A 23,446-nucleotide genomic window follows, 5' to 3' on the forward strand; every position below is an offset into this window, starting at 1 on the left:
CTCCGGCCCCGTCCCTATCTTTGCACAGGCTATGCAATGCGCACATGTCATGCATGATGCATAAGCTATGTACACTGCATCCCCTCTGACCCGAGAGATGCAAGGAGTCCCTTGATGGGAGCCCCACCGACGTCCCGCCATACCAATGGTGTGATCGCCACGCTGGCCTTCGCCGGCACCACTGCGGCGATCATGCAGACCCTGGTCACGCCGCTGATCGCGGACCTGCCCCGGATCCTGCACAGCTCGGCCTCGAACACGGCGTGGGTGATCACGGTCACCCTGCTGGTGGCGGCGGTCTGCGTGCCCGTCACCGGACGGCTGGGCGACCTGCTGGGCAAGCGGCGGATGCTCCTCGCCTGCTCGGTGCCCCTCATCGTCGGCTCGGTGGTGTGCGCGCTCTCCTCGTCCGTCGTTCCGATGATCGTCGGCCGCGGTCTGCAGGGCATGGGCATGGGCATGGTGCCGCTCGGCATCGCACTCCTGCGTGACGTGGTCCCGGCCGAGAAGCTCAGCTCCTCGATCGCGCTCGTCAGCGCGTCCATGGGCATCGGAGGCGGTCTCGGCCTGCCGATCGCCGCCGCCGTCGCCCAGTACGCGAGCTGGCGCGTGCTCTTCTGGGGCTCCGCCGTGCTGGCCGTGGCGATCGCCTTCCTGATCTGGTTCCTGATCCCCGACGTCCCGGCCGGGGCCAAGGGGCAGCGCTTCGACGCACCCGGCGCGATAGGCCTCGGCGTCGGCCTGGTCTGTCTGCTGCTCGCGGTATCCAAGGGCGCCGAGTGGGGCTGGGGTTCGGCGACGACGCTCGGCCTGTTCGCCGCCGCCGTCGTGGTGCTGCTCGCCTGGGGCGTGTGGGAGACCCGCACCCGGGACCCCCTGGTCGACCTGCGTACCACCGCCCGCCCCCGGGTCCTGCTCACCAACCTCGCCTCGCTCTTCGTCGGCTTCGGCATGTACGCGGGCATGCTGATCGTTCCCCAACTGCTGCAGTTCCCCGAGGCGACCGGTTACGGCCTGGGCCAGTCGATGCTCGCGGCGGGTCTGTGGATGGCGCCCGGCGGCATCATGATGATGGTCGTCTCACCGCTCGGCGGAAAGCTGACCGACGCGCGCGGCCCGAAGTTCACGCTGGTCTGCGGCATCCTCGTCATCGCCGCCGGTTACGGGGTGTCCCTCGCGCTGCTGGGCTCCGCGTGGGGCCTGATGCTCGTCCTCATGATCACCAGCAGCGGTGTGGGTCTCGCCTACGGGGCGATGCCCGCCCTGATCATGAGCTCGGTCCCCCTCTCCGAGACCGCCGCCGCGAACGGGTTCAACACCCTCATGCGCTCGCTCGGCACCTCCGTGGGCGCCGCCGTCATCGGCGTGGTCCTCTCCCAGCTGACCGTCACCATGGGCGGTTACACCCTCACCTCGGAGGAGGGCTTCCGTACTGCCCTGATCGTCGGCGGCGGCGTCGCCCTGGTGGCCGCCGTCATCGCGGCCCTCATCCCGGCGGCCCGTCCGGTCACGGCCGCCCCGACCCCGGCCGACCGCCTCGACGACCCGGAACAGGCGACGGTGCAGGCCTGACACTCCTCCGGTCCTCAGCGGTCCTGGAACTCCCGCGGGAGTCCCAGGACCGCTTCGTGCCCGGCACACCCGGGCGTCTTCGATCCACCACCGGCCACCCCGCCGTTGCTCCCGCGCCGCGCGGACCAGGACCCGCGGAACGACGACCGGCTTATCTGGGCCAATGGGATGATTAAGGGCAAGGTGCGCGATGGCATGCAGGGGGAATATGCCTGCACAAGTCTCGATTTGATTGCGCCCCAGGTCTCGGAGTGACAAGCAGGGGGCGCATACCTAGCATTGGCCTCCCGCTCACCCCCCGAGGCCATGGCATGACGGAACGTCATGTGCTGGGCCGCCGTCCGCCCCCAGGGTCGGTTCCGGAGAGTGGCAGAGACAGGTGTCGGTGAAGTCGGCCCGTCTGCCCGCCCGGACGGTTCTGCGGAAACGTTCCTGCAGTGTGGGCCCGCACGGGTCCCGCGGTCCGAAAGGCGTTCGGTGAACAGCACAGTCAGCCAGTTCAACTACGGAATGGTCACTCCGGTCGTCGCGTTCCTGATGGCCTGCGCCGGTTCGGCGCTCGGCCTGCGCTGCACGACACGGTCGGTCCGCATGGGAGCACAGGGCCGCAGGGGGCCGTGGCTCGTCCTGGGCGCGATCTGTATCGGGTCAGGCATCTGGACGATGCACTTCATCGCCATGATCGGGTTCACCATCGAGGGTGCGTCGATCCGGTACGACCCGGCTCTCACGTTCCTCAGCCTGGGGGTCGCGGTGGCCGTGGTCCTGCTCGGCGTGCTCATCGTGGGGTACCGCGGCGCCTCGCCCCTCACCCTGGGAGCGGCCGGCGTGGTCACCGGCGTGGGCGTCGCGGCGATGCACTACATCGGAATGAACGGCATGAAGTTCGCCGGGCACATGACCTTCGACCCCGTGACGGTCGGCCTGTCGGTGCTGATAGCCGTCACGGCGGCCACCGCCGCGCTCTGGGCGGCCGTCTCCCTGCACACCCTGGCGTCCGCGACGGCCGCGAGCGTCATCATGGGCGTCGCCGTCACCGGTATGCACTACACAGGCATGGCGGCCATGAGCGTGCACGTCGACGCGGCCTCCAGGGTCCGGGGCCAGTCCTCGATGGATCTGCTCTTCTCCCTGATCCCCATGGTCGGCGGACCGATCGTCGTCCTGGTCCTCGCGGCCGTGATCGTCATGTTCGACCCGGACATGCTCGTCGGCAACGAACCCGTACACAACACCCTGGGCCATGACCCGGAGTCCGCGGCCGTCGCGGACACGCGGCCCACCGCGTCCTGGCCCTCACTCTGACCCGAGGCCTGCCCCGAGCCCTGCCCCGAGCCCTGACCCGAGGTCAGACCCGAGGCCGCTGTTCGCGACCGGCAGTGACGGGTGGGCGTGCGCGGCCCGCAGCAGGTGCGCGGCGCCACGGACGGCCGCGGTGTGCGGCGCCGGTACGGGCCGCGCGGGAGCGTGCAGCCGGCCGGACAGGTGATAGGTGATGTCGGGTCGCAGGGCGCCTCCGCCGGCGAGGAGCGCACCCCGCCGGAGGGCGTCGAGCGTGGCGGGGGTGCGGTCCTGCTCCAGCATGCCGGCCACCATGGCGACGATCGCGTCCGCGATCAGCGCGGGCGGGGTGTCCTTGCCCAGGTCGCCGGTGCCCAGAGCGGTGTGGCGGGCGTCGGTCACCGCGCCGTCGGCGAGAAGTGTGACCTCGGTGAGATGGGCTCCGATGTCCACGACGAGCAACGGCCGGCTCAGGTCGGCGTCCACGGCCGTGGCCACGGCGCGCGCGGTGGGGACCGTAAGCACCGCACGCGGGCGCAGGACCTCGACGGCGGTGCGCGCCTGTGCCCGGTAGGCGACCCCGCCCAGCACGGGAGTCGTGAGGATGAGCAGTGGGCGGCCGAACCGGGGCAGCCGGTGGCCGAGCAGCCGGTCCAGCATCCTGGAGGTGCCGGGGGTGTCGACGATGGTGCCGCGCTGAATGGGGTACGTGGCGCCGCCGCCCGGGAACGTCACCGAGGGTACGTCGAGGATCATCCGCCGCCCGGAGGTCCAGGCCCGGGTGCGGGCGCTGCCCAGGTCGAGGGCGATGCCCGAGCAGTGCCGGCACCAGGGCCAGGGGCGATGCCGACCCATGCGGGGGTGGGAGCGGGAGCGTCGTGGGGTGGTCATCGGCCGGCCTCCCTGGCCTGCTGGCACCGGGTGCAGTAGCGGCCCTGCGGCACGACCGCCAGCCGTGCGCGGCCGATGGGCTCCCGGCACAGGTGGCAGTTTCCGTAGTCGCCGTGGTCCATGCGCGCGAGCGCGGCCTCGATGTCGGCGAGGACCATACGGGCGGAGGCGGCGAGCTTGCCCCGGACCTCGGCCTGAGGGCCGGCCAGGCGTTCGCGCGGTGCGTCGGCGCGGCCCGCGGCGGGTGCCGGGAGCTGCTGCGCCTGTCGTAGCTGCTGCAGTTGTTCCTGGCGGAACACGCGCTGGTCCTGCAGGTTCTCGCGCAGTGCGGCGAGGTCGTCGGCCGACAGGGCCGTGTCGCGGTCGTCGATGATCGGGTCGTTCACCAGGTCACCCCCAGGGCAGGGCAGAGCAGGGCGGGTAGCGGAGGGTGGACGTGCCGTCGGGCTGTGATGCGGTGGTGCCGTTGTGTCGTTGTGCCGTTGTGCCGTGCGCGCCGTTGCGCCGTCGTGCTGGCGTGGCGGCGTGGCGGCGTGGCGGCGTGGCGGCGTGGCGGCGTGGCGGCGTCAGACGGTTTCGCGTCGGCAGGGGACGCAGAACCGTGTGTACGGCAGGATCTCCAGCCGCTCGACCGGTACGGGCTTCGCGCAGTCGAGGCAGTTGCCGTAGTTGCCGTCGCGGACGCGGGCGAAGGCGGCCTCGACCTCGGCGAGGACCCGCCGGATGGTGTCCTTCTGCACGGCGATCACATGCTCCTCGGCGTCCGCCCCCACCTCGTCGAGGGCCCGCAGTTGCGTGAGACGGGAGTTGCGTTCGTGTTCGAGGCGCTGGAGGGCCTCATGGGTGGGCAGTCGCTCAAGCCGCGTTTCGGGCCGGGGCGTGTCGAGTGACATGGCGGGTCCTTCCTGCCGAGGGCCGGGATGGAGGAGGATTGCTCCACACCCCACCCTGGCCGGTACACCGAACGAATCCCATCGGGCGCGGTACCCATCTCCGGCCGGTCCCGGTACCCATCGGACCGTGGGCAGCACGGTTCCGGGAAATGGGCATTGATGCCCATCGACGGCCGAACCGGGAGCAGGCAGGCTTGGGGGGAAAGATCGTCACACCACACATCTCACACGGCACATCCCACACCGCACACCGCACACCGCACACCGAGAAAGGCGCCCTCCCGTTGTCCCTGTTCTGGCGGATCTTCGCGCTCAACGCGGTGGTGCTCGGAATCGCCACCGCGCTCCTGCTGCTGGCTCCGGTGACCGTCTCCGTGCCGGTGGTGCTGACCGAGGCGGTCATCCTGGTCATCGGCCTCGCCGTCATGCTCGTAGCCAACGCGGCCCTGCTGCGGATCGGCCTGGCTCCGCTGGACCGGCTCACCCGACTGATGGCCACCGTCGACCTGCTGCGCCCCGGGCAGCGGCTGCCGGAACAGGGCCACGGCGAGACCGCCGAACTGATCCGCACCTTCAACGCGATGGTCGAGCGCCTCGAACACGAACGGGCCACCAGCAGCGCCCGCGTCCTGGTCGGCCAGGAGGCGGAACGACGCCGTATCGCCCAGGAACTGCACGACGAGGTGGGCCAGAGCATGACCGCGATCCTGCTGGTCCTCAAACGCGCGGCGGACGACGCCGAGGAGCCCCTGCGCGGTGAACTGCGGCAGGTGCAGGAGATCACCCGGGGGAGTCTCGACGAGGTGCGCCGGCTGGTACGGCGGCTGCGGCCGGGCGTGCTGGAGGATCTGGGGCTCATCAGCGCCCTGACCTCGCTGACCACCGAGTTCGCCACCCACGCCGGTCTGCGCGTGGTCCGGCGTTTCGACCCCGACCTCCCCCTGCTGGACCAGCAGACGGAACTGGTCCTGTACCGCGTCGCCCAGGAGGCGCTGACCAACACGGCCCGCCACGCCGAGGCGGACCGGGTCGAGGTGAGTCTGCACCGGGTCGGCGGACAGGTGGTGCTGGACGTCAGCGACGACGGCCGCGGCTCCGGCGTCGCCCGCGAAGGGGCGGGCATCCGCGGCATGCGCGAGCGGGCCCTGCTGATCGGGGCCACGCTGGACGTCACCTCCGAACCGGACGCCGGTACCCAGGTCCGGCTGACCGTCCCCGTCCTCAGGAAGCAGCCATGACCACCCCCGACAGCCCCGTGATCCGTATCCTCCTCGCCGACGACCACGCGCTGGTACGCCGTGGAGTGCGGCTCATCCTCGACGGGGAACCGGACCTCCAGGTCGTCGCCGAGGCCGGGGACGGCGCGCAGGCCGTGGAGCTGGCCCGCGCCGAGAAGGTCGACCTGGCCGTGCTCGACATCGCCATGCCCCGGATGACGGGCCTGCAGGCCGCCCGCGAGCTCGCCGCGCTGAAGCCCGGTGTGCGGGTGCTGATGCTGACGATGCACGACAACGAGCAGTACTTCTTCCAGGCACTGAAGGCGGGCGCCAGCGGATACGTGCTGAAGTCCGTGGCCGACCGCGACCTGGTGGCCGCCTGCCGGGCCGCCATGCGCGACGAGCCCTTCCTGTACCCGGGCGCGGTCACCGCGCTGATCCGCAACTACCTCGACCGGGTCCATCACGGCGAGGAGCCGCCCGGCCAGGTGCTGAGCGCACGCGAGGAGGAGGTCCTCAAACTCGTCGCCGAGGGCCACTCATCGAAGGAGATCGCCGAGATGCTGTTCATCAGCATCAAGACCGTCCACCGGCACCGGGCGAACGTGCTGCACAAGCTCGGCCTGCGCGACCGCCTGGAACTCACCCGCTACGCCATCCGCGTCGGCCTCATCGAAGCCTGAACCGGTGGACACCCGGCGGTCATGAGTCGGGCGTGCAGGCCGGCCAGGCCTTCGGCCAGGGCGTGCCGTTCGGTGTCGGACATGGCGTCCATGGCCTGCCGGAGCACGGCCTCGCGCTGGTCACGCACGTGCCGCAGGTGCAGTCTTCCCGCCGCGGTCAGCCGGAGGGTGACTTCCCGTCCGCTGGCGGGACACGGCAGCCGCTCCAGGAAACCGATGGCCTGCAGTCGGTCGCAGAGCCGGCTGACCGAAGGAGGCGCGGCGGCGAGCTGTTCGCACACGACCCGCATCCGTACCCCCTCCTCGCTCTCGACGAGGTACATCAGACGCAGTTGGGAAGGGGAGGCCGGAGCCGCGGCGGCATGTCTGGTCCTCTCCCACATCAGGTCGAGGAGCTCGGTGACGCCCCCGGCGGACCGGGCGGCCTCGCGCGAGAAGCTGCGCGAGGCGAAGTCTGGTGCCGGCATGGGCTCCCCGTCGGTGTGCGGCTTCCGCGGCCGGCCGGCGGGGAAGGACATCAGGTGGTGCTGTCCGGTCCGGTGGGGCGGGCCGTCACCGCTTCCCCGCTCGTGCGGGGATCCTCTCCCTGACCGAGGGAGGGGTTCGCGGTGTCGGTGGGAGACTTCGTGAGGTAGTCCAGGCTACCGGTGATGGTCAACAGCCGCTCCAGCGCTGCCGGCCGGTCGTCCAGATGGAGCCGGACACCGGCCTGGTCGACGCGGCGGCGGATCATCAGCAGGATGGACAGACCCATGGAGTCGACGGCGCGGAGCCCGGCACAGTGCAGATGCAGGTCGCTCGGGCGCGGCCGTGCGGCGAGGGTGGCGGTGACGGCGGTCAGGAGGCTGTCGGCGGTGTCGTAGTCGAGGTCCCCGTCGAGTTCGACCCGGACCGTGTCCTCGGTGTCGACCGTCGTGAGACGCAGCGGGGCGGGGGGCAGCATGGTCATGAGCGGCTCTCGGCGGTGCGGTGGTCGACGGGAGTGAGGGCCTCGGCGCCGCGTTCGAGGATGCGGATGGCCCGCGGGAAGTCCTTGAGCTCACGGGCCAGGACAGCCAGGGTCGGCGGCAGGCTGCTCGCGGGCACGCCGCGGGCGGTGAGGATCTGGGCGGTCCAGGCGATGAACCCGGCGAAGAGTTCCTCGTCGCCCAGGTACAGAGCGGTGGCGAGGAACTCCACGATGTACGCGAGGTCTTCGGCCGTGCGCTCCAGCTGCACCTCGCTGTACGTACGCATGGCGGGGAACGCGTCCTGGAGGGCCGTGAAGACACCGCGCACCAGCGAAGCGCTGTTGCGGGTGATCAGGGTGTATTCCTGGTCGGCCAGGTGAGGCAGGTCGTCGAGCTGCTGATGGTCTCCCCGAGGGCGGGGGAGAGGGCCCGCGGCGAGCCGGTCGGCGGCGGTGCGGGCGTCGGGCGCCCACGCGTCGGCGTCCAGCAGGGCGGCGTAGCGGCCGTCCGGCCCGAAGGCGGCGCCGCCGACCAGTACGGGCACGCCGACGGCCTGGCAGGCGGTGATCGCGGCGTGCGCGGTGGGCAGCCGGGTGGCGATCGAGCTGGAGAGGGCGACCGCGTCGGAGTCGGTGCGGTGCAGATGGGCGATGAGGTGCGGGGCGGGCACCTGGGCGCCGAGGTAGTCCACCCGCCAACCGCGCAGCGTCAGCACCTCGGCGAGGAGCCGGGCGGGCAGCGCGTGCCATTCGCCGTCGACGCAGGCCACCGTGATCCTGCCCCGGGTGGGCGTGGTGAGCGCGGCGGGATGCCGGGAGAGCGCGGCCACGGCCCGTTCGTTGATGGCGGTCGCCGCGTGCTCCTGGGCGACGCCGATACGGTTGGCCGCCCACTCCTCGCCCACCTTGCCCTGTACGCGGGCGATGACGTCCAGCAGCACGCTCTCCGGGTCGACACCGCGCTCCAGGGCGCCCAGCACCACCTCGACGGCCGCGTTCTCGTCGGCCACGGAGACGGCGTCCCACAGCTCGTCGGCCAGTCGCCCGACCACGGGTCCGCCGACCGTCGCCTCGACGGGTTCGGTGACGGGTTCGGTGGCGGGCGGCCGGTGCGGTGTGCGGGTGCTCATGCGGTGAACCTGCCCCGGGTGTGGCCGTTCACCGCGCTGAGGTGGTGCGTCCGGGGCGCGGAGATCACGACGACGGCCATGTCGTCGTGACGCCCCTTGCCGACCCACTGGGAGGCGAGCATCTGGACGCGTTCCACGATGCTCTCGGACGGCATGCCCACGCACTCCGACAGGACGCGCCTGAGCCGCTCCTCGCCGAACTGGGTACCGCCCATCGGTCCGCCCTCCGCCTCCGTGATCCCGTCGGTGTAGAGCACGCACGATTCCCCGGGCGCGAGGGTCACGGAGGTGGTGCGGGCGGGTGCCTCCGGCATGGCGCCCACCAGGGTGCCGCGGGTCTCGGCCTCCTCCACCGTGCCGCTCGCCCGCACGATCAGCGGGGACAGATGTCCGGCGCTGGTCAGCCGCAGGTTCACCGCGTTGCCCTCCCGGACGGCGGAGGCCAGGACCAGGGTCACGAACCGGGCGTGGTGGGAGTTCAGCAGCGCGGTGTTCAGCAGACTGATCATCCGCTGGTGGTCATCGGCCAGGGGCAGCAGCGCGTGCAGGGTGTTGCGGATCTTCCCGGTCAGTACGGCCGCTTCCAGCCCCTTGCCGCACACGTCCCCGAGCGCGACCAGCGACGCCTCGCCCTCGACGGCGGCCGGGTGCACGTCGTAGAAGTCACCGCCGACCCGCTCGTGGTCCGCCGAGGGCCGGTAGCCGCCGGCGTAGTCCACGCCCGAGATCTGGTGCAGCGAGGGCGGCAGCAGCTCGCGCATCAGCACCTCGGTGATCGAGGTCTGCTCCGCGTACAGACGGGCCGCCGACATCGCGGCCCCGGCACGCGCGGCGAACAGCCGGGCGAAGACCTCCTCGCTCTCGGTGAACGCCGCGCCACCGGACCGGCGCAGCAGGACGAGGGCGCCGGCCGGGACGCCGTGGCCGGGCAGTGGGGTGATCACGATGGAGCCGACCGTGCCGAACCCCTCGGGCACCATCCAGGACGGCGCGGTGGACGGATCGATCCACCGTGAGGGCACCGGCGGGAACCCGCGCAGTGCCTCGCCGAGCCCTGGCACCTCGTCGGGGTCCACGGACTCGTGGGCCAGCACGGGGGTACCGCCGCGCAGACAGGTCACCACCGGCAGCCGTCGTCCGTACGTCGGCGCGATCACCAGTGCCGCGTCGGCGAGATGCTCCGCGGCCAGTTCTGCGGTCACATCCATGCAGCGTCCCAGATTGAGGGAGGAGAGCAGCGTGCTGGACGCCTCGGCCAGGAACGCGGTCCGCTTGCGCTCCATGCGCAGAGCCTTCCGCGCGAGCAGGTGATCGGTGTCGTCGACCAGCCACCAGGCCACCGTGCCGTCGTCCCGCAGGCTGGGATGGGCCTCGAAGGCGCGCTCACCGATCATGCCGGTCAGCGGTGCGTTCGGCTCCTGCCCGGTGGACGTACCAGGTGTTCGCCCGGGTGCCTGCCCGGGTGAGCACAACGTGGCGTGCGCCGCCGACAGCCACGCCGGGACCACGTCAACGAGGCGTGTGCCAGCCCGGGTCCCGGGCAGCAGCAGGTTCGCGGCATCATTGTGCTGCACGACCGCGCCCTGGGCGTCGGCCACCAGGACGGGGTAGGGAGCATCGCCCCACAGGGAGGCCTGCTCGGTGCCGGCACCGGTCTGCGCTTGGGTGGAGACCAAAACTAGAGGACCCGCTGGGCGAATCCCTCACCTCACAACTCATGGAAAACATTGCCTCAGGGCAACAATTGCCGATCTCGTCGCTCCTGGCAACCACGCGTGGTGCGCACCGGCCGCACGGGAAGGGTCTCCGGCCCCTGTCACGGGAGCCGAAGACCCTTGTTTCAGCCGTGCAGTCGTGCAGCCGTTCAGACTTTCAGTGCTGGGACGGTTCAGCGGTTGAGGCGGGCGGCGGACGCCCCGACCGGCGCGCCGGTGATGGTGAACTGGGAGCCCGGCTCGATGAGTACGCTCCCTTCGGCCGAGTCGGTGATCGTGACGTTCGTCAGGGCGGCGCTGCCCCGGGCCCCGCTCATCGCGAGGATGCCGGAGCCGTTCCGGGAGCCGTCGATCCGCACGTCGGTGATCTTCACGCCCGGCATCGAGCCGCCACCCGTCTTGAACTGGATGCCGTCGTACGTCGAGTCGAGGATCTCGGTGTCACGGATCGTCACGCCGGGTATGTCCTGGCCCTGCGCGAAGAGCGTGATGGCGCCGAACTCCTGGTCCTCGTTCCAGAACGCGCCGCCCGTCCGGTGCAGGGCGTTGCCCGAGATGAGGGTCTGCCCGGAGAACGGGAGCGGGTCGTGGTCGGTGGCGAGCATGATGCCGGGGTAGTTCATCGTGTCGGCGACGACGTTGTTCTCGATGGTGTTGCCGTAACCGCCGTACACCGCGATGCCGTTGGCCCGCCACGGCAGCTGGATCGTGTTGTTGCGGAAGTGGTTGTCGTGGCCGATGTCGACCGAGGTGTCCTTCACGTACTTGCTGGACCACACGGCGAGCGCGTCGTCACCGGTGTTGCGGAAGGACGAGTTGTACACGGTGGAGTTACGGGTGCCGTTGGCGAAGTTGATGCCGTCGGCGTAGGTGTTGCGGATGCGGACACCGGAGAACTCCAGCCCGTCGCCCGGCCCCCACAGCTCGGGGATGTTGGAGTAGTCGCGGCCGGCCCAGACACCGACGTTGGCGTGCTCGATCCACACGTTGGTGATCTTCGTGCCCTTGCCGAAGCGGCCGTTGAGACCCACACCGCCCTCGGCGTTGCCGTCGCCGCCGCGGATCGTGCCCGAGCCGAAGATGGCGATGTCGGAGATCTGGGTGTTGTGGTCGATGTCGAAGCCGAAGTTGCCCTCGTGCGGGTGGTTGATGCCACCCGCCTGGTGCGGCGGGGTGAGCGTGTAGAGCTGGGAGTGCCACATGCCCGCGCCCTTGATGGTGACGTCCCGGATGCCGACCTGGTTGTACTGGCCGCGGTTGAGCGGGTCGTCGGTGAGGATCTTCTGCTCCTGGCGCCACTGCCCGGCCGGGATCCACACGCAGGGGATGGTGCCGTTCTGGTCGGCGGTGACCGCCCGCTGGAGTGCGTCGGTGTCGTCGAGCCCGTCGTTCGGGACGGCCCCGTACTCGGTGATCGAGGTGCAGTTGGCCGGCTTGGTGGTGGCCGGCGCGACCTGCTCCAGGTCAACCAGGTCGATGACGTAGAACGCGGCCGTGTCGCCCGCGTCCCGCTGCAGCCGGAACTTGGTGCCCGCCGGGTAGGTCTGGGCCAGCAGGGCGTGCGACTCGTCGAAGAGGCGCCGGGCGTCACCGCCGGGGGTGTTGGTCAGCCCTTCGGGGTCGTCGGTGGTTCCGTACAGCCAGCTGTGCTTCGACGACAGGTCGAGCTTCTGTACGAAGGTGTCGTTGGCGTACAGGCTGATCGTGGCCTGTGCTCCGCCGCCGCTCGCCGCGTCCGGGATGGAGTTGCGCACCACGAGGGAGTTGGCGGAGGTGGTCGAGGTGAACTCGACGAACTGACCGGTGGAGTTCAGCCGGACGGACTTGCGGCCGGAGGACTCGGTGGCGAAGTTCGTGTGCCCGAAGGTCCGCTTGGCGTCGGCGGTCAGGAGGGTGCCCTGGTAGCGGCCGTCCTCCGCCTCCAGCTCGGCGTACGGGACGGCGGCGCCCCGGCCGACGACGAGTGACTTGGCGAGGACGTTGTTGTTCTCGTTGGTCTCGGTGACGACTCCGGAGGCGTCGGCCGTGGCGGTGAGGGTGGCTCCGCCCGCGGTCGCCGTCCATGTACCGCTGATGGCCACGTTCGCTGTGGCACCCGCCGCCACCTGGCCGGTCGTGCCGTTGAGCGTGGTGGACCCGACCTGGAGCCTGGTCACGGAGCCGGCCGCGGCGGCGGAGGTGCCGCGGTTGTGCACGGCCACGGTGAAGGAGACGGAGGAGCCGACGGCCGGGTTGGCCGGGCTGGTGGTGATGCCGCTGACTTCCAGGTCCGGGCCGGGGGCCTGGCCGACGACCAGCCGGGTCGCGGCGGTGCGGCTGTTGTTGCTGTCGTCGAGTTCGGCGACGGTGTTGCGCGGGTCGACGACGGCGGAGACGCCGTAGCTGCCGGCCGGCCGGGTGCCCGCGGCGACGGCCACGGTGGCGGACGCGCCCGGTTCGAGCGCGGGGACGTTTGCGCTGCCCGCGACCGTGCCCTCCAGGCTTGCCTCGACGGTGCTGGCGGCCGAGCGTGCCGTGCCCGCGTTGCGGACGGTGGCGTTGACGGTCACCGCGTCCCGCTCGGAGGGCGAGGCGGGTGTCCAGTCCAGGCCGGTGACGGTCAGGTCGGGCGCGGGTGCGGCGGTGCCGACGATCTGGAACTCGGCGACCTGGCCGCCGGGCGCCCCGGTGTTGGAGAAGAACCGCAGCCGGACGTCCGACCAGCGGCCGGTGACCGGGATGGTCACCGAGTTGTTGTCCCGGGAGGGGCTGAAGGCGTAGTCGGAGCGGTCGTGCAGCGAGGTGAAGCCGCTCGCCGAGTTCTCCCGGCCGAACACCTGGATGCCCTGGGTCCTGGCGCCCCACGCCTGGTCCGGGTTGAGCTTCACGACGACGGCGGTGATGTCCGCGTCGGCGCCGAGCTTCACGGTCAGGTCGGAGGGGTGACCCGCCGCCTCCCAGTAGGTGGAGGTGGAGTCGTCGGTGGCGTTGGCGGCCACGTACGACTGGACCGACGAGGTGGCCTCGACCGGCTTGTTGCGGGCCAGATTGGTGCCGGTGGGCGGGGGAGTGGTGCCGCCGTCGTCACCGATCACCTCCAGCTCGGAGAGCTGGGCGGCGTTCCAGCCGGTGTTCCCGGTGATGTTCACCCGGACATAGCGGGTCGTGGCGGGAGAGGTGAGGGTGACGGGGACGGTGTTGGCCTGCGCCGGGTTGAACGCCCGGCCCGTCGAGGCGGAGAGGGTGCTGAAGGCGGAGCCGTCGGTGCTGCCCTGGAGGGAGAGCGTCTGGCTACGGCTTTCCCAGGCGGCGGGCAGCTTGAGCACCACCTGCTCGACGGTGAGGGTCGCGCCCAGATCGACCTGGACCCACTGCGGGAAGGATCCGGCCGGCCCCTCCCAGTAGGAGGCCTGGGAGCCGTCGGTGACGTTCCCGGCGGTGTACGAGCCGTTCGAGCCGCCCGCCGTGGCCGGCCGGCCGAGCGCGAGGTTGACGGCGGTCGCCGCCTTCGCCCGCTCGGTGTCCGGGGCGGTGGCGGCCCGGGCGCTCGACGTGAGGGCCAGCGGTATCAGCCCGGTCGTCATGAGCGCGGCAATGACGGCACCGGTCAGTGACCGGCGGCCGAGGGGTCTCCATCTCATGGGGTCCTCTGTTCCGTTGTTCCGTGGGGGAGCTGCGGAGGAGCGGGAGTGCGGGAGAGGGGGAGGGGAGTCTCCGACGACGAACGCAGCGGCCTTGCACGTAAATTGAGCTGCTCAGTCGATTCTTTGCGGAAACTACGCCCACAGGTTTCTAGCCCGTCTCCACTTTGTCAACGGTCCCGGTACTACCGGCAGTTGACGCGTAAGCGGCTTGCATCGCTTGCGGTGCCACTTGCGTTTTCCGACAGTCCGTACGAAAGCCGCTGGCCCGGCGCCGCAGCAGGTGAAGGCGGGCCGCAGGGTTGTGTTTCGGACATGCGCACGCCATAGACGTACCGGCAGCCGTCTGCAACTCTCTGATCGATCGACGCAAAAGAGAGTGCTCTTCGCCGCAGATTGAAGCGTGCTGCGCCGACCTCCACGACACCCACCCACACAGCCGCCCCGGTGCCGCCCACCCCGGGCCGGGACGGAGATCGGGGACACATGAGACCGCAACGCCGGAGATGGCGGGGGACAGCCGCCGTTCTCGCCACCCTCCTGCTCCTGCTGGGCCTGCCGTCGCTGACCGGCGCCGCGGAGGCCGCCGGGCCCGACCTGGCCGCCGGACGGCCCGCCACCGCCAGTAGCGCGCACGCCGAATACGCCGCGGACAACATCACCGACGGAAACCAGGGAACGTACTGGCAGAGCGCCGGGAGCGCCTTCCCCCAGTGGGTCCAGACGGACCTGGGGTCCAGCGCCCGCGTGGACGAGGTGGTGCTGAGACTGCCGGCAGGCTGGGAGAGCCGCAGCCAGACCCTGTCCGTCCAGGGCAGTGCGGACGGCACCAGCTTCACCACCCTGAAGACCTCCGCCTCCTACGCCTTCAGCCCCGGCAGCGCCAACACCGTGACGGTGAACTTCCCCGCCGCCCAGGCCCGGCACATTCGCATCCAGATCACCGCCAACACCGGCTGGCAGGCCGCCCAGCTCTCCGCGCTGGAGGTCCGCGAGGCCGGCGACTCCTCGGCGAACCTGGCCCGCGGCCGTACCCTCACCGCCGCGAGCCACAACGAGACCTATGTGCCGGCCAACGCGGCCGACGGCAACAAGGCAAGCTACTGGGAGAGCCGCAACAACGCCCTGCCGCAGTGGATCCAGGTGGACCTGGCCTCCTCCGTGCGCGTCGACCGCGTCGTGCTTCGCCTGCCCGACGGCTGGGGCGCCCGCAGTCAGACCCTGAAGCTCCAGGGCAGTGCCAACGGCACCGACTTCACCGACCTGACCGCGTCCAAGGCCTACGCCTTCGCGCCGGGCGACGGCAACTCGGTGACGATCTCCTTCGACGCGACGACCACCCGGTACGTACGGGTGCTGGTCACCGCCAACACCGTGCAGCCCGCCGCGCAGTTGTCCGAGCTGGAGGTCTACGGCCCGGCGACCGGCGACACCCAGGCACCGAGCGCGCCCACGGACCTCGCCTACACCGAGCCCGCCACCGGCCAGATCCGGCTGACCTGGAAGGCGTCCGACGACAACACCGGCGTCACCGGCTACGACGTGTACGCGAACAACGAGCTGCTGACCAGCGTCGCGGGCACGGTCACCACCTACACCGACAACCGCCCCGGCAGCGCCACGGTCTCCTACTTCGTACGGGCCAAGGACGCGGCGGGCAACGTCTCCGGGAACAGCAACACCGTCACCCGCCGCGGCGACAGCGGTGACACCCAGGCACCCACCGCGCCCGCGAACCTGTCCCTCACCGAGCCGGCCGCCGGACAGATCCGCCTCGCCTGGAACGCCTCCAGCGACAACACCGGCGTGACCGGCTACGAGGTGTACGCCAACAACAGCCTGCTCACCACGGTCGGCGGCACGGTCACCACGTACACCGACAACCGTTCCGCGAGTGCCACGGTGTCGTACTTCGTGCGGGCCAAGGACGCGGCCGGGAACGTCTCCGGCGACAGCAACACGGTGACCCGCAACGGCAGTTCGGGGTCCGGCTCCAACCTCGCGGTCGGCAAGCCGATCACGGCCTCCTCCACCGTGCACACCTTCGCCGCCGAGAACGCCAACGACAACAGCACCTCCACCTACTGGGAGGGCTCCGGCCACCCCGCCACCCTCACCGTGAAGCTCGGCGCCAACGCCGACGTCTCCTCACTCGTCCTCAAGCTCAACCCGGACAGCTCCTGGGGCGCCCGCACCCAGAACATCCAGGTCCTCGGCCGGGAGCAGGACGCCTCGGGTCACACGAGCCTGGTGGCCGCGAAGGACTACGCCTTCAACCCGTCCAGCGGCAACAGCGTGACCGTGCCGGTCACCGCGCGCGTGGCCGACGTGCAACTGCGCTTCACCTCCAACACGGGTGCCCCGGCCGGGCAGCTCGCCGAGTTCCAGGTGATCGGCAACGCCGCGCCCAACCCGGACCTTGAGGTGACCGCGCTGACCGCCGCGCCCGCCTCACCGGTCGAGTCCGACGAGATCACCCTCACCGCCACCGTCCGCAACAGCGGCGAGAGCGCCGCACCCGCCAGCTCCCTCGCACTGCGGCTGGGCGGCACCAAGGTCGCCACCGCCTCCGTCGCCGCCCTCGCGGCTGGTGCGACGCGCACCGTCAGCGCCTCCATCGGGGCACGGGACGCGGGCACCTACCAGCTCAGCGCCGTCGCCGACGAAGCCGGTGCGGTCTTCGAGCAGAACGAGACCAACAACACCTACACCAGCCCCACGTCACTGGTCGTCCGCCCGGTCTCCAGCTCCGACCTCGTGCCGGTGCTGACCACCACACCGTCGGGCCCCGCGGACGGCGACACCGTCACCTTCAAGGCCGCCGTACGCAACCAGGGCACCACCGCCTCGGCGGGCGGCACGCACGGCATCACGGTCACGCTCGTCGACTCCAAGGGCGCCACCGTGAAGACCCTGACCGGCTCCTACGACGGTACGATCGCCGCCGGAGCCACCACCGGCGCGGTCACGCTGGGCACCTGGACCGCGGCCAACGGCTCGTACACGGTACGCACCACGGTCGCCGCCGACGCCAACGAACTCCCGGTCAAGCGGGAGAACAACACCGCGAGTCAGTCCCTGTTCGTCGGACGCGGCGCCAACATGCCCTACGACATGTACGAGGCGGAGGACGGCACCACCGGTGGCGGCGCGGCGACCGTCGGGCCCAACCGGACCGTCGGAGACCTCGCGGGCGAGGCGTCGGGCCGCAAGGCGGTCACCCTGAACAGCACCGGTGAATACGTGGAGTTCACCACCAAGGCCGCCACCAACACCCTGGTCACCCGCTTCTCCATCCCGGACAGCGCGGGCGGCGGCGGGACCGACGCCACGCTGAACGTCTACGTCAACGGCACCTTCCGCAAGGCGCTGCCGCTCACCTCCAAGTACGCCTGGTTGTACGGGGCCGAGGCGGGTCCCGGCAACTCCCCGTCCGCGGGAGCCCCGAGGCACATCTACGACGAGGCGCATCTGATGCTGGGCGAGACCGTTCCGGAGGGGGCGAAGATCAGGCTGCAGAAGGACGCGGCCAACACCTCCAAGTACGCGATCGACTTCGTCAGCCTGGAGCAGGTCGCACCGATCGCCAACCCGGACCCGGCCGCGTACGCCGTCCCGGCCGGCTTCGGTCACCAGGACGTGCAGAACGCCCTCGACCGGGTGCGCATGGACACCACCGGCAAGCTCACCGGTGTCTACCTGCCGGCGGGCGACTACGAGACGTCGAGCAAGTTCCAGGTGTACGGCAAGGCCGTGCAGGTGGTCGGCGCCGGGCCGTGGTACACCCAGTTCCACGCCCCCTCGGGCCAGGACAACACCGACATCGGTTTCCGGGCCGAGAACTCCGCGAAGGGGTCCTCGTTCAAGAACTTCGCCTACTTCGGCAACTACACCTCCCGCATCGACGGGCCGGGCAAGGTGTTCGACTTCGCGAACGTGTCGGACATGGTCATCGACAACACCTGGACCGAGCACATGGTGTGCCTCTACTGGGGAGCCAACACCGACCGGGTGACGATCAGCAACGCACGGATCCGCAACACGTTCGCCGACGCGATCAACATGACCAACGGGTCGACGGACAACCACGTGGTCAACAACGAGTCCCGGGCCTCCGGCGACGACAGCTTCGCGCTGTTCTCCGCGATCGACGCGGGCGGCGCCGACATGAAGGACAACCTCTACGAGAACCTGACCTCGATCCTCACCTGGCGGGCCGCGGGCATCGCCGTCTACGGCGGCTACGACAACACCTTCCGCAACATCCACATCGCCGACACCCTGGTCTACTCGGGCATCACGATCAGCTCGCTGGACTTCGGCTATCCGATGAACGGGTTCGGCACCGGACCGACGACCGTGGAGAACGTCTCGGTGGTCCGCTCCGGCGGCCACTTCTGGGGCAGCCAGACCTTCCCCGGCATCTGGCTGTTCTCCGCCTCCAAGGTCTTCCAGGGCATCCGCGTCAACGACGTGGACATCGTGGACCCGACCTACAGCGGGATCATGTTCCAGACCCAGTACGACGCCGGCGGGCGGCCCATCAACCCGATCAAGGACACGATCCTCACCGACATCTCGGTGACGGGGGCCCGGAAGTGCGGGGACGCCTACGACGCGAAGTCCGGGTTCGGGCTGTGGGCCAACGAGCTGCCGGAGCCGGGTCAGGGTCCGGCGGTCGGCGAGGTCACCTTCAACGGCCTGAGGTTCGGCGGCAACGCCGTGGACGTCCGCAACACCACCTCCACCTTCAAGATCAACATCAACCCCTGAGGAACAAGCCTGAGAACCAAGCCTGAGAACCAACCCCTGAGAATCAACTCCTGAGACGGGCCGGAAGGAGGCTCCGAGGTTGGCGCAAGCCGTTTGCGCGGCTTGCGCTAGCCTTGCGCTCATGACGCGACGACTTGCTCAGGTAGCCAAGAAGGTTGGAGTCAGCGAGGCCACGGTCAGCCGGGTCCTCAACGGCAAGCCCGGAGTGTCGGACAGCACCCGGCAGTCCGTGCTCACCGCGCTGGACGTCCTCGGCTACGAGCGTCCCACCCAACTGCGCGGCGAGCGGGCGCGTCTGGTCGGCCTGGTCCTGCCCGAACTGCAGAACCCGATCTTCCCCCTGTTCGCCGAGGTCATCGGCGGCGCGCTGGCCCAGCAGGGGCTCACCCCGGTGCTGTGCACCCAGACCAAGGGCGGCGTCTCCGAGGCGGACTACGTGGAACTGCTGCTCCAGCAGCACGTGTCCGGCGTGGTGTTCGCGGGTGGCGGCCTGTTCGCCCAGGCGGACGCGCCGCACGACCACTACCGGCAGCTCGCCGAACGGCGTATCCCGGTGGTGCTCATCAACGCCCCGATCGAGGGCCTCGACTTCCCGTGTGTCTCCTGCGACGACGCCGTGGCGGTCGAGCAGGCGTGGCGCCACCTCACGCTGCTGGGGCACGAGCGCATCGGCGTGGTCCTCGGCCCGAGCGACCACATCCCCTCCCGGCGCAAGCTCGCCGCTGCCAGGACCGCCGCGGAGGCGGCCGGCGGCTCCCTGCCCGACGCGTACGTGGAGCGCTCGATGTTCTCCCTGGAGGGCGGCCAGGCGGCCACCACCCGCCTGCTCGACCGCGGCGTCACGGGTGTCGTCTGCGCCAGTGACCCGCTCGCGCTCGGCGCCATCCGGGCCGCCCGCAGGCGGGGCCTCGCGGTGCCCGAGCAGGTCTCGGTCGTCGGCTACGACGACTCGGCCTTCATGAACTGCACCGAACCCCCGCTGACCACCGTCCGCCAGCCCGTCGAGGCCATGGGGCGGGCCGCCGTGGACCTGTTGTGCGCCCAGATCCAGGGCGCCGAGGTCCAGCCCGGCGAGCTGCTGTTCGAGCCGGAACTGGTGGTCCGCGGCTCGACGACGCAGGCTCCCCGGTAGCGGTCCCCGTACCGTCCCCCGGCACGGAAGCGCGGCGAGGCCCTCCGGCCCGCCGCGCTTCTGCTTGCGCGCACGCACCTCTCCGGGATCACTCGTATGCGTCGTGCTGTCAATCATTTACAAAAGCTGCGCGGGATATTGCGGTCATCTGTTCGCGGTGGTTGAGTGTGCGGCGCCCCACATCGCACCGGCGATGAGGGCGCCTTCCACGTTCATGCCCGAAGGGGACCACCCATGAGAAGAGCTCGGTTCCGCCGCACCCGTCGCGTCGGCGCGGTCACCCTCGCGTCCGCGCTCACGCTGACGGCACTCGCCGCCTGCGGTACGAGCAGCAGCGGCGACGACGGCGACAACGGCTCCGGCAACGGCGCCAAGGCCGACCCCGCCGCACCGCTGGACCCGAAGACGAAGGTGTCCATCTCCATCGACTGCATGCCCCCCGCGGCGAAGGCGGCCGAGCTCAGGCAGTGGAACGAGGACGTCAAGGAGTTCAACAAAAAGTACCCGAACGTCACCATCGAGGGCCGTTCCACGCCGGGGCAGTGTCTGGAGCCGCCGCGCTTCACCGCGATGCTCAAGGCGAAGTCCCAGCCCGACGTGTTCTACACCTACTTCACCGACCTGCCCCAGGTCCTCGACAACGACGGCGCCCAGGACATCACCGCCTACGTCAACGACAAGAGCGTCCCGCTGCTGAAGGACATCGACCCCGACGTCCTCGGCTCGCTGAAGAAGGACGGCAAGCTCTACGGCCTGCCCACCAGCAACTACCGCATGGGCCTGCTCATCAACCGCAAGCTCTTCAAGGAAGCCGGCCTCGACCCGGACGCCCCGCCGAAGACCTGGGACGAGGTCCGCAGCGCGGCCAAGAAGATCGCGGATCTCGGCGGCGGTGTCGCCGGCTTCGGCGAGTACAGCGCGGCCAACACCGGCGGCTGGCACTTCACCGCGCAGATGTACAGCCTCGGCGGCGACGTCGTCGACGCGAGCGGCAAGAAGGCCGCTTTCAACGACGGGACCGGCAAGCAGGTCGCGGAGAACCTGCACGCCATGCGCTGGGACGACGACTCCATGGGCAAGACCCAGCTGCTGAAGTGGGGCGACCTCCAGAAGCAGATCGCCACCGACAAGCTGGGCATGTTCCTCGCCGCGCCCGACGACGTCACCTACATGGTCCAGCAACTCGGCGCCAAGTACGCGAACTTCGGCATGGGACCCATACCGGGCGGTGAGAACACCCTCGCCGGCGGCAACAACTACATGATCAAGCAGGGCATCTCGGCCGACAAGGTCAAGGCCGCCGTCGCCTGGCTGAACTTCAAGTTCACCACGGTCGGCAAGGGCCAGTACGACTGGAAGCGCTCCAAGGCGGACGACCTGCCCGTGGGGCTCCCGCAGCCCAACCTGTGGCTGAACGGCTCCAAGACCAAGGACGACGCGGCCCGCAAGGAGTTCGCCACCATGCCGGTGGAGAACTTCAAGGCGTTCACCGACAACCCCGTCCCGGGCAAGGCCGAACCGCCCAAGGCCCAGGAGATCTACAAGGTCCTCGACAACGTTATGTCGGGCATCCTCACCAACAAGGACGCCGACATCGACAAGCTCCTGTCCACCGCCGAGTCCCAGGTCAACCAGGTCCTCGCAACCCAGTGACCGCGCGGAGGCCGGGCGGGTGGGACCACCGCCCGGCCCGCCCGCGCGCCGCCGCAGCACGTCAAGGAGCGAGCATGTCGGCCCCCACCCTCACCAAGGACCCGGCGGTCAAGGACCGCCGGCCCCGCAAGCCCCGCGCCGGTGCGCCGCACCTCCCGGACGGCGGGTTCGGCAAGACCCTGCGCCGCAACCTCACCGCCCACGGCTTCCTCATCGGAGCGGTGCTGTGCTTCGCCTTCTTCTCCTGGTATCCGATCGTCCGGGAGTTCCTCCTCGCCTTCCAGAAGACCGAGGACGGCGACGTCAGCTGGGTGGGCTGGGACAACTTCGTCACCGTCTGGAACGACCCGGCCTTCGGCCAGGCCTGGCGCAACACCCTGTGGTTCACCGTGCTGGCCCTGCTCCTCGGCTTCGTCGTCCCGTTCGTCACCGCCCTGATCATCAACGAGTTCCGGCACGGCCAGGGCTACTTGAGGCTGCTCGTCTACCTGCCGGTGATGCTCCCGCCGACCGCGTCGGTCCTGCTCTTCAAGTACCTGTACGACCCCGGGTACGGCATGTTCAACGAGATACTCGGCGTCTTCGGCGTCCCCGCCCAGCAGTGGCTCCAGGACCCGGACACCGCGATGCTCTCCGTGGTCGTCGCCTCGACCTGGATGAACATGGGCGGCGCGACGCTCATCTACCTGGCCGCGCTCCAGGGCGTACCCGGCGAGCTGTACGAGGCCGCCGAGCTCGACGGCGCGGGACTGTTCCGAAAGGTCTGGCACGTCACCGTCCCGCAGACCCGGCTCATCCTGCTGCTGATGCTCCTCATGCAGATCATCGCCACCATGCAGGTCTTCATCGAGCCGTTCCTGCTCACCGGCGGCGCCGGGCCCGAAGGCTCCACCACCACCGTCGTGTACCTGATCTACCAGTACGCCTTCAACTTCAACAACTACGGCGCCGCGGCGGCGCTCGGCCTGGTCCTGCTCGTCCTGCTGGCCGGCTTCTCGGCCGTCTACACCAAACTCAACCGCGCCGACCAGGACTAGGGGGAGACACGCACATGTCCACTCGCACGCTCATCTCGCCCGCCCAGCTGGCCCGCCCGCGCGGCAAGGCCCTGTACTGGGTGTGCTTCGCGCTCGTCGTCGTGCTGTTCACCCTGGCCTTCCTCGGCCCGCTGTACTGGATGGTGTCCAGCGGGCTCAAGACCACCCAGGAAGCGGTCCAGACCCCGCCCACCTGGGTGCCGGGATCCGTCCACCCGGAGAACTACAAGCGGGCCTGGGAGGTGATGGACCTGGCCAAACTCCTCCTCAACACCCTCTACTACGCGTTCGGCGCGCTCGCCTTCCAGCTGGTGCTCGACGTCGCCGCCGCCTACTCCCTGTCCAGACTGCGGCCCGTCCTCGGCAAGATGATCCTCGGTCTGATGCTCGCCACCCTGATGATCCCGGCGACCGTCCTCGTCGTACCGCAGTACCTCACCGCGCTCGACGTGCCCCTCGTGCAGCGCAACCTGCTCAACTCGCCCTGGGCGATCTGGCTCCCGTCGGTCACCAACGCCTTCAACATCTTCCTGCTCAAGCGCTTCTTCGACTCGATCCCCAAGGAACTCCTCGACGCGGCCTCGATGGACGGCGCGGGACCCCTGCGTGTCCTGTGGTCCATCGTCCTGCCGGTCTCCCGGCCCATCCTCGGTGTGGTGTCCATCTTCGCCGTCGTCGGAGTCTGGAAGGACTTCCTCTGGCCGATGCTGGTCCTGCCCGACCCTTCGAAACAGACCCTGGCCGTGGGCATCTACTCCCTGGCGACCAGCGTCCCCGAGAACGTCCTGATCGCCTCCCTGACCATCGCGTCCCTGCCCACGCTCATCCTCTTCCTCATCTTCCAGCGCAACATCATGAGCGGGCTGACGGCCGGCGGCCTCAAGGGCTGACCGAGCACCA

Annotated in this window: 17 protein-coding genes; 9 read left to right on the forward strand and 8 right to left on the reverse strand. The window is 70.1% G+C overall.

The annotated features are described in order from the left end of the window. The first annotated feature begins 114 nt into the window (after positions 1-114). Positions 115-1,572 (forward strand): MFS transporter, encoded by a 1,458-nt coding sequence (locus K3769_RS38335; RefSeq protein WP_267030818.1) that lies wholly within the window; start codon positions 115-117, stop codon positions 1,570-1,572. 477 nt (positions 1,573-2,049) lie between these two features. Beyond that, on the forward strand, positions 2,050-2,877 hold the full coding sequence (locus K3769_RS38340; protein WP_267030819.1) for an MHYT domain-containing protein: 828 nt from the start codon (positions 2,050-2,052) through the stop codon (positions 2,875-2,877). Here K3769_RS38340 and K3769_RS38345 read toward each other — a convergent pair. From K3769_RS38345 to K3769_RS38355, 3 genes are all read right to left on the reverse strand, one after another. Next, the gene (locus tag K3769_RS38345) at positions 2,869-3,744 is read right to left on the reverse strand and encodes an acetate and sugar kinases/Hsc70/actin family protein (protein ID WP_267030820.1); all 876 of its coding nucleotides are present in this window, start codon (positions 3,742-3,744) and stop codon (positions 2,869-2,871) included. The genes K3769_RS38340 and K3769_RS38345 overlap by 9 nt on opposite strands. Continuing rightward, positions 3,741-4,133 (reverse strand): TraR/DksA family transcriptional regulator, encoded by a 393-nt coding sequence (locus tag K3769_RS38350; RefSeq protein WP_267031728.1) that lies wholly within the window; start codon positions 4,131-4,133, stop codon positions 3,741-3,743. The genes K3769_RS38345 and K3769_RS38350 overlap by 4 nt, the downstream gene beginning before the upstream one ends. 177 nt (positions 4,134-4,310) lie before the next feature. Beyond that, positions 4,311-4,637: a TraR/DksA family transcriptional regulator gene (locus tag K3769_RS38355; RefSeq protein WP_267030821.1), complete on the reverse strand. Its 327-nt coding sequence runs from the start codon at positions 4,635-4,637 to the stop codon at positions 4,311-4,313. Positions 4,638-4,921: 284 nt separating this feature from the next. On the opposite strand from K3769_RS38355, the gene K3769_RS38360 reads away from it, so the two are divergent. Beyond that, positions 4,922-5,875: a HAMP domain-containing sensor histidine kinase gene (locus K3769_RS38360; protein ID WP_267030822.1), complete on the forward strand. Its 954-nt coding sequence runs from the start codon at positions 4,922-4,924 to the stop codon at positions 5,873-5,875. After that, on the forward strand, positions 5,872-6,537 hold the full coding sequence (locus K3769_RS38365) for a response regulator (protein ID WP_267030823.1): 666 nt from the start codon (positions 5,872-5,874) through the stop codon (positions 6,535-6,537). Before K3769_RS38360 ends, K3769_RS38365 begins: the two co-directional genes overlap by 4 nt. Here K3769_RS38365 and K3769_RS38370 read toward each other — a convergent pair. The 5 genes from K3769_RS38370 to K3769_RS38390 all read right to left on the reverse strand — a co-directional run bounded on the left by K3769_RS38370 (position 6,504) and on the right by K3769_RS38390 (position 13,951). Further along, positions 6,504-7,004, reverse strand: a complete 501-nt coding sequence (locus tag K3769_RS38370) for a MarR family winged helix-turn-helix transcriptional regulator (RefSeq protein WP_267030824.1) — start codon at positions 7,002-7,004, stop codon at positions 6,504-6,506. The two genes, K3769_RS38365 and K3769_RS38370, sit on opposite strands and share 34 nt — an antisense overlap. 50 nt (positions 7,005-7,054) lie before the next feature. Further along, a complete protein-coding gene (locus K3769_RS38375) occupies positions 7,055-7,486 on the reverse strand; it encodes an STAS domain-containing protein (protein ID WP_267030825.1) in 432 nt (143 codons plus the stop codon). Next, positions 7,483-8,616 carry a cobalamin B12-binding domain-containing protein gene (locus K3769_RS38380; RefSeq protein ID WP_267030826.1) on the reverse strand — a complete coding sequence of 378 codons (1,134 nt, stop codon included), beginning with the start codon at positions 8,614-8,616 and terminating at the stop codon, positions 7,483-7,485. Before K3769_RS38380 ends, K3769_RS38375 begins: the two co-directional genes overlap by 4 nt. Then, entirely contained in the window at positions 8,613-10,292 is a 1,680-nt protein-coding gene (locus tag K3769_RS38385; RefSeq protein WP_372515121.1) for a PP2C family protein-serine/threonine phosphatase, read from the reverse strand. The genes K3769_RS38380 and K3769_RS38385 overlap by 4 nt, the downstream gene beginning before the upstream one ends. 212 nt (positions 10,293-10,504) lie before the next feature. Next, positions 10,505-13,951, reverse strand: a complete 3,447-nt coding sequence (locus K3769_RS38390; protein WP_267030827.1) for a CARDB domain-containing protein — start codon at positions 13,949-13,951, stop codon at positions 10,505-10,507. Between the two features lie 486 nt (positions 13,952-14,437). Here K3769_RS38390 and K3769_RS38395 point away from each other — a divergent pair, with 486 nt between their 5' ends. The 5 genes from K3769_RS38395 (at position 14,438) to K3769_RS38415 (ending at position 23,436) form a co-directional block, all read left to right on the forward strand. Further along, on the forward strand, positions 14,438-18,724 hold the full coding sequence (locus K3769_RS38395; protein ID WP_267030828.1) for a discoidin domain-containing protein: 4,287 nt from the start codon (positions 14,438-14,440) through the stop codon (positions 18,722-18,724). A gap of 121 nt (positions 18,725-18,845) precedes the next feature. Next, the gene (locus K3769_RS38400; protein WP_267030829.1) at positions 18,846-19,856 is read left to right on the forward strand and encodes a LacI family DNA-binding transcriptional regulator; all 1,011 of its coding nucleotides are present in this window, start codon (positions 18,846-18,848) and stop codon (positions 19,854-19,856) included. Positions 19,857-20,090: 234 nt separating this feature from the next. Next, positions 20,091-21,509 (forward strand): ABC transporter substrate-binding protein, encoded by a 1,419-nt coding sequence (locus tag K3769_RS38405; RefSeq protein ID WP_267030830.1) that lies wholly within the window; start codon positions 20,091-20,093, stop codon positions 21,507-21,509. 74 nt (positions 21,510-21,583) lie between these two features. Continuing rightward, on the forward strand, positions 21,584-22,546 hold the full coding sequence (locus K3769_RS38410) for a carbohydrate ABC transporter permease (protein WP_267030831.1): 963 nt from the start codon (positions 21,584-21,586) through the stop codon (positions 22,544-22,546). A gap of 14 nt (positions 22,547-22,560) precedes the next feature. Further along, on the forward strand, positions 22,561-23,436 hold the full coding sequence (locus K3769_RS38415; protein WP_267030832.1) for a carbohydrate ABC transporter permease: 876 nt from the start codon (positions 22,561-22,563) through the stop codon (positions 23,434-23,436). The last annotated feature ends 10 nt before the right edge of the window (positions 23,437-23,446 follow it).

The sequence above is a fragment of the Streptomyces ortus genome (genome assembly GCF_026341275.1).
Taxonomy (GTDB): domain Bacteria; phylum Actinomycetota; class Actinomycetes; order Streptomycetales; family Streptomycetaceae; genus Streptomyces; species Streptomyces ortus.